Origin of the sequence: Enhydrobacter sp. (assembly GCA_025808875.1) — a bacterium.
Lineage (GTDB): Bacteria > Pseudomonadota > Alphaproteobacteria > Reyranellales > Reyranellaceae > Reyranella.
In genome coordinates, this window is record CP075528.1 from 2593935 (window position 1) to 2611008 (window position 17074).

Consider the following 17074-nt stretch of genomic DNA (forward strand, 5'->3'; position numbering starts at 1 on the left):
ATGACGATCCTTCCCGAATTCGACGTCTTTTCGGCTACGTACGACGCGCTCAAGCCGCAGCTCGTCTGGACCAAGCTGGTGGCTGACCTCGAGACACCGGTCTCGGCCTATCTCAAGCTCGCCGACGGGCGTGCCAATTCGTTTCTCCTGGAATCGGTCGAGGGCGGCTCGGTACGGGGGCGCTATTCCATCATCGGCTTCAAGCCCGATGTGATCTGGCGCTGCGCCAAGGGCCGGGCGGAGATCAACCGCAGGGCCCGAACCGACGGCCATGCGTTCGAACCGCTCGACGGCCGGCCGCTCGAAACGCTGCGCGCTCTGGTCCGCGAATGCCAGATGGAACTGCCGAAGGGCCTGCCGCCGATGGCGTCCGGCCTGTTCGGATTTCTCGGCTACGACATGGTCCGCGACATGGAGCGGCTGCCGGACAAGAACCCCGACCCGATCGGCCTTCCGGACGCGATCATGGTGCGGCCGACGCTGATCTGCATCTTCGACCGGCTCGAGGACCAGGTGACGCTGGTCACGCCGGTGTGGCCCCAGGACGGGACCGGTGCCCGCGCCGCCTACGAGGCCGCGCAGGAGCGTCTCGCCGATGCGGTCTCCGACTTCGAGCGAGCCCTGCCCTTCCAGCGCGAGAACGCCGACGCCCTCCAGGAGCTGCCGCCGCCCCGGGCGAACATGACCAAGCAGCAGTTCAAGGACATGGTCTCGGTGTGCAAGGAGTACATACGCGCCGGCGACGCCTTCCAGATCGTACCCTCGCAGCGCTTCTCGCTGCCCTTCAAGCTGCCGCCGCTCGCACTCTATCGCTCGCTGCGCCGGATCAACCCGTCGCCCTTCCTGATCTTCTTCGACTACGGCGATTTCACGATCGTGGGATCGAGCCCCGAGATCCTGGTGCGCTTGCGCGACAACACGGTCACCATTCGTCCTCTCGCTGGCACGATCCGACGCGGCGCCACCCCGGAGGAGGACAAGCTTCTGGCCGACAAGCTGCTCGCCGATCCCAAGGAGCACGCCGAGCATCTGATGCTGCTCGACCTGGCGCGCAACGACGTCGGCCGAGTGGCCAAGATCGGCTCGGTGCGGGTGGTCGAACAGTTCACCATCGAGAAGTACAGCCGCCTCCAGCACATCAGCAGCCATGTCGAGGGCACGCTCGAGGAGGGGTTGGATGCGATCGATGCGCTGAAGGCCGGCTTCCCGGCCGGCACGCTGTCCGGCGCCCCCAAGGTCCGGGCCATGGAGATCATTGAAGAGGTCGAGCCGGTGCGGCGCGGCATCTACGCCGGCTGCGCCGGCTATTTCGCCGCCAACGGCTCGATGGACACCTGCATCCTGCTGCGCACGGCGCTGGTGAAGGACGAGGTGATGTACGTCCAGGCTGGCGTCGGCGTGGTCGCCGATTCCGACCTCGAGGCCGAGTTCCAGGAGAGCGTGCTCAAGGCGCGCGCCCTGGTCGACGCGGCGGAAGAAGCCGTGCGCTTCGCCTCCGCCGGGAGCTGGACGTCCGGCAACACGCGGCGCTGAAATCGGCGCTCAGGCGTAGAGCCTGAGGATTCCGTAGGCGACGGTGGCACCGAGGACAACGGCGGCGATGATCGTCAAGACCGCCAACTGAGGCTTGCTCACGCTGTCACTCCGCCGGCCGCGCGGCCTCGGTGCCGCGTCGAAATCTCTGGCTGATCACGCCGATCAAAATCACGCCCGCTCCCGCGAGGTCCGTCATGCCATCGGGGTGGATCAGCATCAGCGCACCGACGAACATCGGTATCCGTTCGTACCAGGTGGCCCGGCGCATGAAGTAGCCTTCGAGGCTGGCGGCCAGGAACAGGACGCCGACGGATCCGGTCACGATAGCCCTCGCCACGTCCTCCCAGGCGCCGATGAACAGCAGCGACGGGTTGAAGACGAAGAAGTAGGGCACGATGAATCCGGCCGCCGCGAACTTCACCGCTTGCAGGCCCGCGGTCCACAGGCTTCCGCCGCTGATCGTGACCGCGGCGTAGACGGCCAATGCCACCGGCGGCGTCACCGCCGACAGGCACGAGAAGTAGAAGGCGAACATATGTGCCGCCAGCGGATCGACGCCCAGCTTCACGATGGCGGGAACCAGCAACGCCGCCTGCATGATGTAGGCCGGCGTGGTCGGCATGCCCATGCCGAGGATGATGCTGGCCACCATCGTGATGATGAGAGCCGGGATGAGCGACCCCTGGGTGAAGTCCACCAGAAACGCCGTGAAGCGAAGAGCAAGGCCGGTCTGCAGCACAATTCCGATGACGATGCCGGCGCAGGCGCAGGCCATGGCCACTGGTACGGTGTGGATCGCGCCGTCTCGCAGCGCCTCGAGACAGGCCTTCGGGCGCAACCCGGTCGCAGGGCGCACCCACGAGATGACCACGAGCCCCGCAGTCGCGATGATCGCGCCATAGGTCGGCGTGAAGCCCATGAAGAGCAAGACCAGAAGAACGATCACCGGCAGGAACAGATGCGCCTGGGCAATCATGATGTCGCGCAGAATGGGCAGCTCATGGCGCGCCAGCCCCTTCAGGCCCGCACGGGCGGCGTTGAAGTGGATCGCCGCGAACAGCGCGCCATAGTAAAGGAACGCCGGGATCGCCGCCGCGATCATGATCTGCGTGTAGCTGGCGCCCAGGAATTCCGCCATGACGAAGGCCGCGGCGCCCATGATCGGCGGCATGATCTGCCCGCCGGTCGAGGCGACGGCCTCGATGGCCGCTGCCGCTTCGGGCTTGAAGCCGGTTCGCTTCATCAGCGGAATCGTCAGCCAGCCGGTGGTCATGACGTTGGCTACGGCCGAGCCCGAGATCGTTCCGAACAGGCTGGACGAAACGACAGCCACCTTGCCCGGACCGCCGCGCGCCCCGCCGGCGATGGCGTTGGCGAAGTTCATGAAGAACTGCCCGGCGCCCGATCTCTCAAGGAACGCGCCGAAGATGATGAACAGGATGACATAGGTGCTGGCCACGCCCAACGGCACGCCGTAGACGCCCTCGGTCGTGAACCAGGATTGGTCGACGGTCAGTTCGAAGGAGAGGCCGCGATGATAGAGAAAGCCGCCCATCCACTGGCCGAAGAGGCCGTAGACGAGAAACACGATCGCCACGATGGGCAGTGCCACACCGATCGTGCGGCGCGTCGCTTCGAGCACCAGCAGGACGCCGACGACGCCCACCACCATGTCGAGCTGGGTCAACGGATGGGCCGTCGGAAAGCGATTCACGATGTAGTCGTATTCGACGAACATGTAGCCGACGCAGGCCAGCGACAAGGCCGCCAGTCCGAGATCCAGCCAGGGAATGCGGTCCTCGTGCTCGCCCGCACGGCCCGGCCAGGCGAGAAACGAAAGAACGAGGCTGAAGCCGAGCGTAATGACCAGCAGCGCCTGCTGATCCGGCGCATGCGTCGTCAGCCTGGCGTAGATGTGGTAGGCGGACATCACGACCGCCACCACGCCGACTACCAGGGCTGCATAGCCCGCAAGCTTACGCACGACTCAGGCCCGCGCTACTTCTTCAGCAGTCCTGCTTCCCTGTAGTACCGCTCCGCGCCGGGGTGGTAGGGCATGTCGAAGTTCTGCGCCATCTCCGCCGGCGTGATGCCCTGCATCGCCTTGACGACGCTTGCGAACTCACTGCGGCCTTCGACGATTGCCTTGGTGATCTTGTAGACGACGTCCGCCGACGTCGCCGACGAGGCGGTCAGAACCGTGGGCGACTGGAATGTCGGCACGTCCGCCGCGATGCCCTGATCCTTGTAGGTGTCGCCCTTCACCGTGAACTGGACGAAGCCCGCGTTTATCTTCTTCAGCTCGGCGAGTTCGGCCGCGCTCACCGGAATCATGCGCAGCTTCATCGCGGAGCCGAGGTCGAGCACGAACGAGGCAGGCACGACCGTGAACCATCCCGCCGCGACCGCCTGCCTGTTCTTCATGGCATCGGCGTTCGAGGAAACCGGCCCGTAGCTCTTCGGCCCGAGGTCATTCAGCGTCATGCCGTTTACCTTGAGCAGATACTCCCAGCCCGCGGCGAGGCTGGTATTGCCGCGCGCCGGCAGCGCCACCGGCTTGCCCTTGAGATCCTTGATGCTCTTGATGTCGCTGTCGGCCGGAACGACGAGCTGCCAGACGTTGGGGTAGAAGTTGGCGACGTAGAGTGCCTTGTCGGTCGGCTTGCCGGCGAACTGCCCGGTCCCGGTGCGCGCCTCGGCCATGACAGTCGTCATCGACCAGCCGATATCGGCCTTGTCGGTGCGCATCTTCTCCATGTTGACTAGCGCCGCGCCCGGCTCGACCTGCACGTTCAGGTCGGCGTTGGCCTTGTTGATGACCTGCGAAACGGCGGCCGCGAGCGGCGTCCAGCTGCCACCAGTCGGGCCGGCGGTGAAGATCACTTCCTTCTTCTGCTGAGCCTGGGCCACGCCGGCGACTGCGAGCACGGCCGCAGCGCCGACAAACGTCAACGCACGCCTACGCATTGCGATGCAATTGGACATTGAGGTCCTCCCTGAAGAGCTGCGCTTGTCTCGTTGCTCGATCGTTGCTGAGCCCGCAGCCGTTGGTTTGCTGGTTAGCACAACGACGTTAGCTGCCGCGCGCCAAAACTGTCAACATGGGAGGCGGCGTCTGGAGTTGGCATGCTGCAAGCGATACCGTGGCCTCAGTGGAGGAAGCCGCATGTCCGACTGGCAGAAGAAGTATCAGCGCCTGGTATTCGACCGCCCGCATCCCAAGGTGCTGCGCGTCACGATGAACCGCCCGGAGAAATACAACGCCACGGATGCGATCATGCATACCGAGCTGGTCAATGTGTGGCGCGACATCGACGGTGACGACACCGTCAACTGCGTGATCATCCAGGGCGCCGGCGGCAAGGTGTTCTCGGCCGGCGGCGACTTCGACCTGATCGAGAACAACATGAAGGACTTCAACGCGCTGCTTCGCACCTGGAAGGAGGCGCGCGACATCGTCTACAACGTCATCAATTGCTCCAAGCCCATCGTCTCGACCATGCGTGGCCCCGCGGTCGGCGCAGGCCTGGTCGCCGGCATCCTGGCCGACGTCTCCATCGCTTCGAAGAAGGCCCGCATCATCGACGGCCACACCCGGCTCGGTGTCGCCGCCGGCGACCATGCCGTGATCGTGTGGCCCCTGCTCTGCGGCATGGCGAAGGCGAAGTATTATCTGCTGCTCTGCGAAGCAGTCGACGGGGAGGAAGCCGAGCGCATTGGCCTGGTCTCGATGTGCGTCGAGGACGAGCAGCTCGAAGCCAAGGGCCTCGAGGTCGCCACCAAGCTCGCCGAGGGCGCGCAAACCTCGATCCGCTTCACCAAGTACGCGCTCAACAACTGGCTGCGCATGATGGGCCCGTCGTTCGACGCCTCGACGGCACTCGAGATGCTGGGTTTCATGGGGCCCGAGGTGAAGGAAGGGCTCGCCTCGCACCTCGAGAAGCGCAAGCCCAAGTTCGACCCCTATTCTCCACTCTGAGGGCCCGGCCATGCACGGATTGGAAGGCCGCAACGTCATCGTCACCGGCGGCGGCGGCGCTATCGGCGGCGCCATCTGCCGGCGCTTCGCGGGTTACCGCGCGCGGGTCGGCGTATTCGACAAGAACCTCGACGCAGCGCGGAAGGTCGCCGACGAGATCGCGGGCTTCGTCTCGGGCGTCGACATCACGGACTACGACGCCGTCGGTCGGGAGGTCGCCCGCTTCGAGCGCGAGGTCGGCCCGACCGACGTGCTGGTGAACAACGCCGGCTGGGACAAGTTCGTCAATTTCGTCGACACCACGCCCGACCTGTGGGACCAGGTCATCGCCATCAACCTGCGCGGCCCGCTCAACATGAGCCACTTCGTGCTGAAGGGCATGGTGGCGCGCGGCAAGGGCCGGGTAGTCAACATCGCCTCCGACGCCGGCCGTGTCGGCTCCTCGCAGGAGGCGGTCTACTCGGCCTGCAAGGGCGGCATCATCGCCTTCACCAAGACGGTGGCGCGCGAGGTCGCACGCAAGGGCATCACGCTCAACACGGTCTGCCCCGGACCGACGGACACCCCCCTCCTCGCCGCCGTCGCCGGTGACGACGAGCGCGGCCAGAAAGTCCGTGCCGCGCTGGTCGGCGCCATCCCCATGAAGCGCGTCGGCCAGCCCGAGGACATTCCCGGTGCCGTCTGCTTCCTCGCGAGCGACGACGCCGGCTTCATCACCGGCCAGACCCTGAGCGTGTCGGGCGGCCTCACCATGCACGGCTGACGGAGGCCCTTTCCACGCGAAGCCGAACGCGCGAATCCGGCGCTCCCGGCCGGCCCGGGCTAGCCCTTGCCTGTCCCCGGCATCTTCACCGCCGCGCTGCGGCGTTCGACCATCGGCTCCTCGAAGGCGCGCGGATAGCGATGCGGCTGGGCGGAGACCTTGTTCAAGGTCTCGAGGATCTCCGCGGGGAGGCGCCAGCCGCCGGCCTGGAGGGTCTCCGAAAGCTGCGGGGTGTTGCGCGCGCCGACAATGGCCGAGGCGATGAAGGGCTGATCCATCACCCAGCGCAACGCGGTCTGGGCCGGCGACCGGCCGATCGCTTTCGCCGCATCGAGCAGCGTCTGCAGGATCTCGGCGTGGTTCGACGCGAAGAAGCGGCTCTGGAAGCCCCAGCCCTCCGACGAGCGCGTGCCCTGTACCTCGAGGCTGCCCGGTGTGTACTTGCCCGCCAGATAGCCCGAGGCGAGCGGCGACCAGGCGACGATGCCCAGCCCCTTGAGCTCGCAGGCCGGCACGATCTCTTCGTCGATGTCGCGCACGACCAGACTGTATTGCGGCTGGTAGGCGTCGAAGCGGGTCCAGCCCTTGCTGTCGCTGGTCCACAGCGCCTCCATCAGGCGCCACGCCTCGTAGTTCGAGCAGCCGGTGTAGAGCACCTTGCCCTCGCGCACGAGATCGTCGAAGGCGCGCAGCATCTCGTCGAGCGGGGTCTGGGTGTCGACGTGATGAATGAAATAGAGATCGAGATAGTCGGTCTGCAGGCGCTTCAGGATCGCCTCGGCCTGCTGCTTGATATGCAGCCGCGACATGCCCGAATCGTTCGGACGCGGTCCCATCGGATTGAAGACCTTGGAGGCGACGATGGCGTCGTGCCGACGGCCCTTCAGTGCCTCGCCCAGCATCGTCTCCGACACGCCGCCGACATAAGAGTTGGCGGTGTCGAAGAAATTGACGCCCGCATCGAAGGCCGCGCTCACCATGCGCGTCGCCTCGCCCTGATCGGCACCGTTGCCGAACGTCATCGTGCCGAGACAGATCTCGGAGACTTTGAGCCCGCTGCGGCCGAGATTGCGGTACTCCACGGCTAGAGTCCCAGCATCGCCTTGGCGAGCACGTTCCTTTGCACTTCAGAGGAACCGCCGTAGATCGTGGTCTTGCGCTGGTTGAAGTAGCGCGGCGAGGCGTCGTCCTCGTACTCGCCACCGACCGGCACCACGTTGCTGTCGTAGTTCCTGAGCTCGGTGAAGGGCACGCCGTACCAGCCCACCGCCTCGACCGCGAGCTCGGTGACCTTCTGGCCGACTTCGGTGCCGCGCATCTTGATGATCGAGGCCATGCTGCCCGGCGCATCGCCGGTCTTCAGGCTCGAATAGAACATCAGCTCGTTCATCTCGACGGCATCGATCTCCATCTCCAGCGCCGCCATCTTCTCGCGCCACTTGGGATCGGCCGACAGCGGCTCGCCCGAAGCGAGCTGGCTCTTCGACAGGGTCTGCAGATGGCGGAACGCCTTGCGCAGACGCGGTCCGAAGGCCTGGCCGCCGCGCTCGAACTCGAGCAGGTACTTGGCGTAGGTCCAGCCCTTGTTCTCCTCGCCGACGCGATTCTCGACCGGCACCTTCACGTCGCTGAAGAAGACCTGATTGACCTCGTGGCGCATGGGCGTGCGCGTACCGTCGACCAGGTAGATCGGGTCGACCTTGATGCCGGGCGTTTTCATGTCGATCAGCAGGAACGAGATGCCCTCTTGCTGCTTGCCCTCGCTCGATGTGCGCACCAGGCAGAACATCCAGTCGGCCCAATGGGCGTTGGTGGTCCAGATCTTCTGGCCATTGACGACATAGTGGTCGCCGTCACGCACCGCACGGGTGCGCAGCGACGCGAGGTCGGAGCCCGATCCAGGCTCGCTGTAGCCCTGGCACCACAGCTCCTCGGCGGCGGCGATCTTGGGCAGGAAGCGCTTCTTTTGGGCCTCGCTGCCGTACTTCATCAGGACCGGGGCCACCATCTTGATGCTGAAGGACGAGAGATAGGGCGAATCGGCGCGCGCCATCTCCATCTCGAAGATGAACTTCTGCGTCGAGTTCCAGCCCGTTCCGCCATATTCCTTCGGCCAGTTTGGGCAGAGCCAGCCCTTGCTCGCGAGCTTCTTCTGCCACTGCAGCAGCCGCTCCTTGGAGACGTGGCTCGAGCGGCTGCGCCGGCTCTCCTCCGCCACCTCGGGCGGGATGTTGGCCGTGATCCAGTCGCGCACTTCCTTCTGGAATGCGAGCTCTTCCGCGTTGAACGCCAGATCCATTGCTGTCTTTCCTAAAGCCCCAGGATCGCCTTGGCCATGATGCCGCGTTGCACCTCGGACGAGCCACCGTAGATCGTCATCTTGCGGCCGTTGAAGTAGCGCGGCGCCAGAACGTCGACGCCTTCCGGCCCGATCGGCTCGACATTGGCATTCCAGGCACGCTGCTCGGGGAACGGCTGGCTGTAATAGCCCGCCGCCTCGACGGCGAACTCCTGGACCTGCTGCATCACCTCGGTGCCGCGCAGCTTGATCATCGACGACATGGCGCCCGGGTTCTGGCCCGAGGCGAGGCGCGAGTAGAACTCCTGCTCGAACATCTCGAGGCCGGAAATCTCGATGTCCATGCGCGCGAGCTTCTCGCGCCAGGCGACGTCGGACAGGATCGACTCCTCGCCCTCGGGCATCGCCGAGGCGAGCCGCTTGAGGCGGTCGAAGCTCGAGCGCAGGCGCGGGCTGTAGGGATTGCCGCCGCGCTCGAACTCGAGCAGGTACTTGGCATAGGTCCAGCCCTTGTTCTCCTCGCCCACCCGGTTCTCGACCGGCACCTTCACGTCGGAGAAGAACACCGAGTTCACCTCCTGGGTGCCGGCGCGGTTGCCATCGGCGGTGATGATCGGATCGACCTTGATGCCGGGCGTCTTCATGTCGATCAGCAGGAAGGAGATGCCCTCCTGCGGCTTGCCCCCGGTCGAGGTGCGCACGAGGCAGAAGATCCAGTCCGCTGTCTGCGCCAGCGTCGTCCAGGTCTTCTGGCCGTTGACGATGTAGTGGTCGCCCTCGCGGACCGCGCGGGTGCGGAGCGAGGCGAGATCCGAACCGGAGCCAGGCTCGGAGTAACCCTGGCACCAGATCAGGTCGGAATTCAGCATCGGCGGCAGGTGGCGCCGTTTCTGCTCCTCGCTGCCATATTTCATGATGACGGGCGCACACATCTTGGGGCCGAACGGCGAGGTACCGGGAGCGCCGGCGCGCGCCATCTCCATCTCGAAGATGTACTTCTGGGTCGTGGTGAAACCCGGGCCGCCGAATTCCTTGGGCCAGCCCGTGCAGAGCCAGCCCTTCTTCGCCAGCCGCTTCTGCCAGTCGACCAGCCTTTCCTTCGGCAGGTAGGCGTTTCTCGCGGCCTTCAGCTCGCCGACGATCTCAGGCGTGAGATTCTCCTTCAGCCAGCCGCGGACTTCCTGCTGGAACGCGAGCTCTTCCTTGCCGAACGTCAGATCCATTGGGTACTCCCTTCACGGGCGCGAAAGTACCGCGTCGACCTCAAAGACGCTAGGCTACCAGTCCCCCGACTTCACCAGGAGTTTCCGGCGTGACCAATCGTGTGAACGTGCTGCTCTGGACCGATTCGACCGCGACCTATCTCGACGCGATCAGGCAGGCCGGCCTCGCCGACCTGGTGAAGGTCGACCTGTTGGCGCGCAAGGACAAACCTTCGCCCGAACAGCTCGCCAACACCGAGGCACTGATGGCCGGCGGCGTGCCTCCCGGCCTGCTGCCGAGCATGAAGCGGCTGCGCTGGGTGCAGGCGATGAGCGCCGGTGTCGAAGGCTGGCTCGCCCTGCCCGACCTGCCAGCCGCCCTCACCCTCACCTGCGCGCGCGGCACCCACGCCGAGTCGATGCCGGAGAATATCCTCGGCGCGCTGCTCTACGTCGCCAAGCCCTATGCCGCAGCCGCCGAGAGCCAGAAACAGGCCAGGTGGACCCACATGGTCGCCCAGCCGCTGTCCGGGAAAACGCTCGGCATCCTGGGCCTGGGGGCAATCGGGCTCGAGGTCGCGCGCCTCGCCTCCGCCCTCGGCATGCGGGTGATCGGCACCAAGCGGCGGCCGGCGCCCGCCGCAAACGTCGAGCAGATGCTGCCGCCCGAACGCAGCGACGAACTGCTCGTCCAGTCCGATTTCGTGCTGCTGTTGCTGCCGGCTACCCCGCAGACCGAGAATTTCATCGATGCATCGCGACTCGCGAAGATGAAGCCGTCCGCCTGGCTGCTGAATTTCGGCCGCGGCCACACCATCAAGGACGACGATCTCATCGCGGCGGTCATGGGAAAAAAGATCGCCGGCGCCCTGCTCGATGTCTTCCGGCAAGAGCCTTTGCCGGACGCGCATCCCTTCTGGAAGACGCCGGGCATCGTCGTGTTGCCGCATATCGGCGGTCCGCATCCGCAACGTGACAGGTTCGTTGCCCGCCTGTTCGTCGACAATCTCGGCCGGTTCGTGCGCGGCGAGCCGCTCAAGGAAGTCGTCGACCGAAGCGCCGGCTACTGAAGGTATCGTCATGCCCAAGCGCATCAACCGCGCCATCGAGCTGCTCGAAGCCGGCCAGGCGATCTACTACGACGGGCCTCACACCGGGCACGTGCTGACCTACGAGCAGGGCCGCAAGGACGCGCGAACCTGGGCCGACTACATCAATGTCGGCATGGAGCACGGCGCCTTCGACATGACCGGGCTCGCCGAGTACATGCGCGGGCTGGTCGATGGCGGGCCGACGGCGTCCGGCCATCGCACGCCGGCAGTCATCGTCGAGGCGCCTGTCAACGGCATCGACGGCCCCGACGTCCAGTTCAATGCCTGGCAGTTCCGCCAGATCCTCGCACGCGGCGTCCATGGCATCTTGCTTTGCCAGGCCGAGTCGGCCGACGCCGTCCGCGAGTTCGTGCGCGCCTGTCGCTTCCCGCACCACAAACCTGGCAGCGACAAACTGGGAATCGGTTCGCGCGGACGTGGCTCGGAGCCCACAGCCGCGCCGGTCTGGGGCATTGATCAGCAAGACTATTTTGGCCGCTGCGAGCCTTGGCCGCTTAATCCCGAGGGCGAACTTCTACTCGGCGTCAAGATCGAGAGTCCGCCCGGCGTCGCCAACTGCGAAAATATCTTGTCGACGCCAGGATTGGGGTTTGCCGAGTTGGGTCCAGGCGATCTCGGCCTGTCGCTCGGGTACACGAGCCTGCAGCGCCGCCCCTACCCCGCGGAAATGGAAGTAGCCCGCGCCCGCGTCTTCGCTGCCTGCCGCAAGAACGAGCTGGCCTTCCTCGAGGGGCAGACGCCCGCCTCGATCGCCGCCGCCCTCGACGAGGGCGTGCGGGTCATCGCCGGGCATAATCCCGAAACGGCGCGCGTCGGCCGCGTTCACCAGAAGAGGACCATGCCCGTCTAGGCAGGATCCGGGATCAGTGGCCGCCTGAACTGCAGCGGCATCAGTTCGGGGCTGTCACCGGCGCCGCTGCGCCACTGGCCGGGCGTAAGGCCCGTCACGCGCTTGAACGCCCGCGCAAAGGCAGCCTCCGATTCGTAGCCGACATCGTCGGCGATGGCGGCGACGCTGTCACGGCCGTTGCGCAGGCGCTCGGCCGCGAGTTGGATCCGCCAGACCGTCACGTACTCGATCGGTGGCTGGCCGAGCAGAGCGTTGAACCGTTCGGCCAGCACGGTCCGTGACGAGCCCGCCTCGCGCGCGAGACTGTCGGCCGTCCACTTGCGCGCCGGTTCGGTATGGACCCGACGCAGAGCGCGCCCGACGACCGGATCATTGAGTGCCGCCAACCACCCCTTGCTGCCTTCCGGCAGCCCGGCGGCGTAGCGTCGGAGCATCTCGACGAACAGCAGCTCCATCATCCGCCCCAGCATGTTCTGAGCGCCGGGTGAGCCCTGCTCGACCAGCGCCATGACCTGGCGAACGGTCGATGCCATCAATTCACCGATCTTGCCGTCGCCGACACGGGCAACCAGCAACTCCGGCAGGCCGCGGAACAGCGGCATGCCGAGGAACTCCGACGATTCGAGGAAGCCGCAGAGCATCCGCGTCTGCTCGCCACCGCCGCCGTGGCGCGCCGCCCACATGCCCTCGATCGGCCCCGGCTGCAGGAAGCTCGGCACTGGCGCCATGTCGACGCCGTCGCCATTCCAGAACTTGTGCTGATCGGCGAACGGGATCAACAGCAGATCGCCCGCTGTGACGCCGCGGCGACGGCCGCTCGCCGCCTCGAAGGTGCACCCGCCCGACACGACCATGTGGAACACACTGATGTGGCGGAGGTGCGCCATGGGCAGGCCGGGATCGAAGCGCCGCGGCGACAGCACGCCGAAGGGCGCCGAGAAGGTCGCGTTGAAGAACACCGCCCCCGTCAACCGCACGGCGCGAAGCATTTCCGCCAACACGTCCGGCGTATCGGCAAAGGAATCCGGCGTTCCAGTCATTGTCGTCCGTGGGTGGGGCGGGCGATACCTCGCCGCGGATGGGACGCCTATAGCATAGAGAGTACGCAATCATGTCCGCCATCGTCCTAAGGAAACCCACGTCGACCGTTCCCGTCTGGAAAGCCGAACTCGCCGACATCGCAGACCGACTGAAGCAGGAGGAGATTCGCGCCGACGCGGCCAACAAGTTCGTCGGCGACAATCTTGCGCTGTTGCGCGAGCGCGGCTTCCTCGCCGCGGGTGTGCCCGCCGAGCTCGGCGGCTGGGGCCTGTCGCGCGTCGAGCTCGCCGAGATGCTGCGCGGCATAGCCGGGCATTGCAGCGCGACCGCCCTCGCCTTCGCCATGCACACCCATCCGGTGGCACTCGCCGCCTGGCGCTGGAAGAACCAAAAGGCGCCGACCGACGGTTTGCTGAAGCGCGTCGCGGCCGAGCGGATCCAGCTCCTGTCGTCCGGCGGCTCCGACTGGCTGACCGGTTCGGGCGAGGCGATTCGCGTCGACGGCGGCTACCGGGTGAACGGCCGCAAGATCTTCGCGTCGGGCGCGCCGTCGGCCGACCTCTTCATGACCGGCGCCGTCGAGCAGACGCCGGAGGGGCCGACGGTGCTGCAGTTCGGCCTGCCGATGACAGCGCCGGGAATCGAGGTCGTCGATACCTGGGACACGATGGGCATGCGCGGCAGTGCCTCGCACGACGTGATCCTGAAGGACGTCTTTGTTGCCGACCAGGCGATCGCGGGGCGGCGCCCGTCGGGCAAGTGGCATCCGATGATGCACATGGTCTCGATGGTGGCCTTTCCGCTGGTCTACGCCGTCTACACCGGCGTGGCCGAGGCGGCCTGCCAGATCGCGGTCGCGGCGGCGGCCACACGCGCTGCCTCGGCGCCGGTCGAAACGGTCGGCGAGCTGCACAACGAGTGGGTGGCGACGCGCATCGCCCACGACAGCATGGTGGCGTTCTCCGAAATTGCCCAGCCCGGCCCCGAGACCACCAGTGAGATCTTCGTGCATCGTGCGCTCGTCGCGCGCGGCGTCCTCAAGACGGTCGAGCTGGCGATGGAAGCGGCCGGCGGTGCCGCCTACTTCCGCAAGCTCGGCCTGGAGCGGCTGTTCCGTGACGCGCAGGGCGCGCGCTTCCATCCGTTGCAGGGCAGCCAACAGCGCCAGCTCGCCGGCCGCACCGCACTCGGCCTGCCGATCGACGGCTGATCGACGCGGGCGAGCCGTCCGGCCGTCCCGGGGCGGCTCGCCCGCCCTTCAGCCCATGATGAGCTTGGGCAGGAACAGGGCGATCTCCGGCCATGCCATCAGCATGCCGATCAGGATCATCATCGAGACGACGAAGGGCAGTGCGCCCCAGATCACGTCGGCGATCGGCCCGCGCTCGCGCATGCCCTGCACGACGTAGAGGTTGAGACCGACGGGTGGGGTGATCAGCGCCGCCTCGATCAGCACGGTCAGCACGATGCCCCACCAGATCGGGTCCCAACCCAGGCCGACCACGATGGGGAAGATGAAGGGCGTCGTCAGGATCATCATGGAGATCGTTTCCATGAAGCAGCCGAGCACCAGGTAGAAGACGATGATGAGCAGCAGCGTGCCGTACTGGCCGAGACCCAGTCCCTCGATCAGCTTGCCCATGCCGTCGGTGAAGCCGATCGAAGCCAGCACGAAATTCAGGAACTGCGCGGCCAGGATGATCAGCATGATCATCGCCGTCGTACGCATCGTTCCTTCGAACACCGCTCGCAGCATCGTCCAGGTGAGCCGCCGTTCGACGGCCGACAGGACGAGGGCGGCGATCACGCCGAGCGAGGCGGCTTCGGTGGGCGTCGCCCAGCCGGCGTAGATCGAGCCGACGACGACCAGGAAGATCAGCAACGGCGCGATCAGATCCTTGAGCGCCAGCAATCTTCGCGCCCAGGACGTCTCCATCGGCGAGCCGCCCTTGGCCGGCACGATGAGGCAACTGATCAGGATGAACAGCATGAAAAGCCCGGCCAGGATGACGCCCGGCAACATCCCCGCGAGATAGAGCCGCGGCACCGAGCTGTTGGTCAGCAGGCCGTAGAGGATGAAGTTGATCGACGGCGGCACCAGGATGCCGAGCGTCCCGCCGGCCGCCAGGGTGCCGAGGAACAGACGCTCGTCGTAGCCGCGCCGCTTGATCTGCGGCAGCGCCACCACGCCGACCGTCGCGGCCGTCGCGACGCTTGACCCGGAGGTCGCCGCGAACATGGCGCAGGTGCCGATGTTGGCGTGCATCAGGCCGCCAGGCAGCCAGGACAGCCATTGCGCCATCGCCGCATAGACCCGCTCGGCAATGCCCGAACGCAGCAGGATCTCGCCCAGCATGACGAAGAGCGGAATGGCGATCAGAATGTATTCCGAGCTCGAGTTCCAAAGGATCTCGCCCATCGCGAGATAAAGCGGCATCGACGAATAGAACTGGTTCAGCGCGAGCCCGAGCACGCCCATCGCCGCGGCGATGGGCACGCTGATGGCGAGCAGGACGACCAGCATCGCGAGCGCCGTGACGAGCATGCGATCTAGGTCTCCGTCCTGTCGGTGGGTCGCCGACGGCCGTAGGCGATGCCGAGATTGGCGAGTTCGGCCTCGATCTCCTCGTCCTGCGACGACACACCGGCCGTGCGCGCGGCCGTGAGGTAGTCGCCGCGACCGAGCGCCAGCAGCGTGCGCAGCAGCGCGATCGCGATCGAGAAGAGGAACAGTGCGATCCCGAACACCCAGGGGATCTGCGGCAGCGACAGAGGCGTGCGCAGCGGGGTGTTGGAGCGGTTCCACTCGATATAGTTCGAGAAGGTGAGATCGAAGGCGCGGTCGAACATCGCCACGACCACCAGCCCGAGCGTGGCCATCGAGACGACGTCGAGGATCGCCCGCACTCGCGGCGAGAACCTCCCGTAGAGCGCGTCGATTCGCACGTGCCCCCGGGTTACGAGAACGTAGGCCAGCGACCAGCTCGTGCCGACGGCGAAAAGGTATGCCGCCATTTCGTCGGAGCCCGAATAGACCACCGTCAGCAGCTTGCGCGACAGGACCTCGGCCGACACCAGCACTGCCGCCACCAGCAGCAGCACGCCGCCGAGACAGGCGAACAGACGGGACGCCGCCGCCGTTACGTTCCAGGTGCGTTCCATAGAAACTGCGAGGGCCTCGGCGACCGTGCCGAGGCCCTCCCCGTGCTGGTTCGGTTACTTGGCCTTGGCCGACAGGCCGTACTTCTTGCCGATCGTCTCGGTCCACTTGGCCGCGCACTCGGCGCCGCACCGGGCGGCCCAGGCGGGCAGCACGACGTCGTTCAGCACCTGATCTCGCGCCTTGAGGTCGGCGTCCGACGGCTTGACGAGCTTGAGCTTGCCAGGTGTGCCCTGCGTGCACTTGCCTTGCCCGGTGGTGCAGGCGACGCCCTCCTCGCTCTCCTCCTCGACGGTCTTCCAGGACTTGTCGGTGAGCTTGGCCATCTCCTTCTTGATGAGATCCTGTGTCGCCGGATTCAGCTTGTCCCAGGTGCGCAAGCTCACCACCCACGTCGAGGCAGTGAAGCCGACCGGCAGCCTGAAGAGGGTGTTGGTGACCTCATGCCACTTGGCCTTGTAGGCCGGCATGGTGCCGGTGATGCCGCAGTCGACGACGCCCTTCTCGAGAGCCGGCACGACTTCGCCGAAGGCGATGGTGACGGCGGAACCGCCGAAACCCTTGACCAGGTCGGCCTGCGAGGCGCCCTGCACGCGCACCTTCTTGCCCTTGAGGTCGGCAACGCTCTGGATGTCGCCCCGACAGTAGAAGTTCTGCTCGGGCCAGGTGAAGGTGCCGAGCACCATCGCGCCGTGACGGTCGCGCATGACTTTCTGCGTCTCGGGCATCCACAGGTCGATGATCTCGCGACTCATCTTGAAGGTGCGGGCGACACCTGCGATGTCGACCGCCTCCATGATCGCCGCGCCGTCATCGACGTAGATCGGCAAGGCGGCCGCGAAGTCGTAGACGCCGGTCTTGAGCAGCCGCAGCACTTCGGTGCCCTTGAGGTTCAGTTCGGTGATCGACTTGATGTTGCCGGACAGCTTGCCGCCCGACGCATCGGGAAGCTCCTTCTCCCAGAACGGCACTTCGAGGACCTTCCAGTTGGTCAGGAAGTTCCACGTGCCGACGACGTTGAATTTCTTCTGCTCGATCTGTGCCTGCGCACCGCCGCTGACCAGAATCGCTGCAGCAGCCACTGCTGCGGCCATTGATAGACGCATGAATTCCTCCCAGTTCCGTGTCGCGC

At 66.1% G+C, this 17074-nt stretch carries 15 protein-coding genes; 6 read left to right on the forward strand and 9 right to left on the reverse strand.

Annotated features, from left to right (window positions below):
- The gene (locus KIT25_12920; GenBank protein UYN97772.1) at nt 1-1533 is read left to right on the forward strand and encodes an anthranilate synthase component I; all 1533 of its coding nucleotides are present in this window, start codon (nt 1-3) and stop codon (nt 1531-1533) included.
- Between the two features lie 106 nt (nt 1534-1639).
- Here KIT25_12920 and KIT25_12925 read toward each other — a convergent pair whose 3' ends face one another.
- Together KIT25_12925 and KIT25_12930 are read right to left on the reverse strand one after the other, a co-directional pair.
- Nucleotides 1640-3466, reverse strand: coding sequence for a TRAP transporter permease (locus tag KIT25_12925; GenBank protein ID UYN97919.1), 1827 nt, complete (start codon nt 3464-3466; stop codon nt 1640-1642).
- Between the two features lie 68 nt (nt 3467-3534).
- A complete protein-coding gene (locus KIT25_12930; protein UYN92985.1) occupies nt 3535-4503 on the reverse strand; it encodes a TAXI family TRAP transporter solute-binding subunit in 969 nt (322 codons plus the stop codon).
- 199 nt (nt 4504-4702) lie between these two features.
- Between KIT25_12930 and KIT25_12935 the strand changes: the two genes are divergently transcribed.
- Nucleotides 4703-5515, forward strand: a complete 813-nt coding sequence (locus tag KIT25_12935) for an enoyl-CoA hydratase/isomerase family protein (protein UYN92986.1) — start codon at nt 4703-4705, stop codon at nt 5513-5515.
- Nucleotides 5516-5525: 10 nt separating this feature from the next.
- Entirely contained in the window at nt 5526-6278 is a 753-nt protein-coding gene (locus KIT25_12940; protein ID UYN92987.1) for an SDR family oxidoreductase, read from the forward strand.
- Between the two features lie 59 nt (nt 6279-6337).
- Here the strand turns inward: KIT25_12940 and KIT25_12945 are convergent, their stop codons facing one another.
- The 3 genes from KIT25_12945 to KIT25_12955 are packed head-to-tail and all read right to left on the reverse strand — an operon-like array spanning nt 6338 to nt 9800.
- Entirely contained in the window at nt 6338-7360 is a 1023-nt protein-coding gene (locus tag KIT25_12945; GenBank protein ID UYN92988.1) for an aldo/keto reductase, read from the reverse strand.
- Nucleotides 7361-7362: 2 nt separating this feature from the next.
- Nucleotides 7363-8577, reverse strand: coding sequence for an acyl-CoA dehydrogenase family protein (locus tag KIT25_12950; GenBank protein ID UYN92989.1), 1215 nt, complete (start codon nt 8575-8577; stop codon nt 7363-7365).
- An 11-nt stretch (nt 8578-8588) separates the two neighbouring features.
- Nucleotides 8589-9800 carry an acyl-CoA dehydrogenase family protein gene (locus KIT25_12955; protein ID UYN92990.1) on the reverse strand — a complete coding sequence of 404 codons (1212 nt, stop codon included), beginning with the start codon at nt 9798-9800 and terminating at the stop codon, nt 8589-8591.
- 89 nt (nt 9801-9889) lie between these two features.
- Between KIT25_12955 and KIT25_12960 the strand changes: the two genes are divergently transcribed.
- Both KIT25_12960 and KIT25_12965 read left to right on the forward strand, forming a co-directional pair.
- On the forward strand, nt 9890-10849 hold the full coding sequence (locus KIT25_12960; protein UYN92991.1) for a D-2-hydroxyacid dehydrogenase: 960 nt from the start codon (nt 9890-9892) through the stop codon (nt 10847-10849).
- A 10-nt stretch (nt 10850-10859) separates the two neighbouring features.
- Entirely contained in the window at nt 10860-11741 is an 882-nt protein-coding gene (locus tag KIT25_12965) for a hypothetical protein (protein UYN92992.1), read from the forward strand.
- Here KIT25_12965 and KIT25_12970 read toward each other — a convergent pair.
- Complete coding sequence (locus KIT25_12970; protein ID UYN92993.1) at nt 11738-12781, reverse strand: AraC family transcriptional regulator; 1044 nt, start codon at nt 12779-12781, stop codon at nt 11738-11740. The genes KIT25_12965 and KIT25_12970 overlap by 4 nt on opposite strands.
- A gap of 71 nt (nt 12782-12852) precedes the next feature.
- Here KIT25_12970 and KIT25_12975 point away from each other — a divergent pair, with 71 nt between their 5' ends.
- Entirely contained in the window at nt 12853-13992 is a 1140-nt protein-coding gene (locus KIT25_12975; protein UYN92994.1) for an acyl-CoA/acyl-ACP dehydrogenase, read from the forward strand.
- 48 nt (nt 13993-14040) lie between these two features.
- Here KIT25_12975 and KIT25_12980 read toward each other — a convergent pair whose 3' ends face one another.
- Genes KIT25_12980 through KIT25_12990 form a run of 3 tightly spaced genes read right to left on the reverse strand, consistent with a single transcriptional unit; the run spans nt 14041 to nt 17048 of the window.
- Entirely contained in the window at nt 14041-15327 is a 1287-nt protein-coding gene (locus KIT25_12980) for a TRAP transporter large permease (GenBank protein ID UYN92995.1), read from the reverse strand.
- Between the two features lie 5 nt (nt 15328-15332).
- The gene (locus KIT25_12985) at nt 15333-15944 is read right to left on the reverse strand and encodes a TRAP transporter small permease (protein ID UYN92996.1); all 612 of its coding nucleotides are present in this window, start codon (nt 15942-15944) and stop codon (nt 15333-15335) included.
- Between the two features lie 54 nt (nt 15945-15998).
- Entirely contained in the window at nt 15999-17048 is a 1050-nt protein-coding gene (locus tag KIT25_12990; GenBank protein ID UYN92997.1) for a TRAP transporter substrate-binding protein, read from the reverse strand.
- Nucleotides 17049-17074 lie beyond the last annotated feature (26 nt).

Coding starts and splice junctions, on each gene's coding strand:
- KIT25_12920 (UYN97772.1), top strand. CDS start 1: ATGACGATCCTTCCCGAATTCGACGTCTTTTCGGCTACGTACGACGCG.
- KIT25_12925 (UYN97919.1), bottom strand. CDS start 3,466: ATGTCCGCCTACCACATCTACGCCAGGCTGACGACGCATGCGCCGGAT.
- KIT25_12930 (UYN92985.1), bottom strand. CDS start 4,503: ATGCGTAGGCGTGCGTTGACGTTTGTCGGCGCTGCGGCCGTGCTCGCA.
- KIT25_12935 (UYN92986.1), top strand. CDS start 4,703: ATGTCCGACTGGCAGAAGAAGTATCAGCGCCTGGTATTCGACCGCCCG.
- KIT25_12940 (UYN92987.1), top strand. CDS start 5,526: ATGCACGGATTGGAAGGCCGCAACGTCATCGTCACCGGCGGCGGCGGC.
- KIT25_12950 (UYN92989.1), bottom strand. CDS start 8,577: ATGGATCTGGCGTTCAACGCGGAAGAGCTCGCATTCCAGAAGGAAGTG.
- KIT25_12955 (UYN92990.1), bottom strand. CDS start 9,800: ATGGATCTGACGTTCGGCAAGGAAGAGCTCGCGTTCCAGCAGGAAGTC.
- KIT25_12965 (UYN92992.1), top strand. CDS start 10,860: ATGCCCAAGCGCATCAACCGCGCCATCGAGCTGCTCGAAGCCGGCCAG.
- KIT25_12970 (UYN92993.1), bottom strand. CDS start 12,781: ATGACTGGAACGCCGGATTCCTTTGCCGATACGCCGGACGTGTTGGCG.
- KIT25_12975 (UYN92994.1), top strand. CDS start 12,853: ATGTCCGCCATCGTCCTAAGGAAACCCACGTCGACCGTTCCCGTCTGG.
- KIT25_12980 (UYN92995.1), bottom strand. CDS start 15,327: ATGCTCGTCACGGCGCTCGCGATGCTGGTCGTCCTGCTCGCCATCAGC.
- KIT25_12985 (UYN92996.1), bottom strand. CDS start 15,944: ATGGAACGCACCTGGAACGTAACGGCGGCGGCGTCCCGTCTGTTCGCC.
- KIT25_12990 (UYN92997.1), bottom strand. CDS start 17,048: ATGCGTCTATCAATGGCCGCAGCAGTGGCTGCTGCAGCGATTCTGGTC.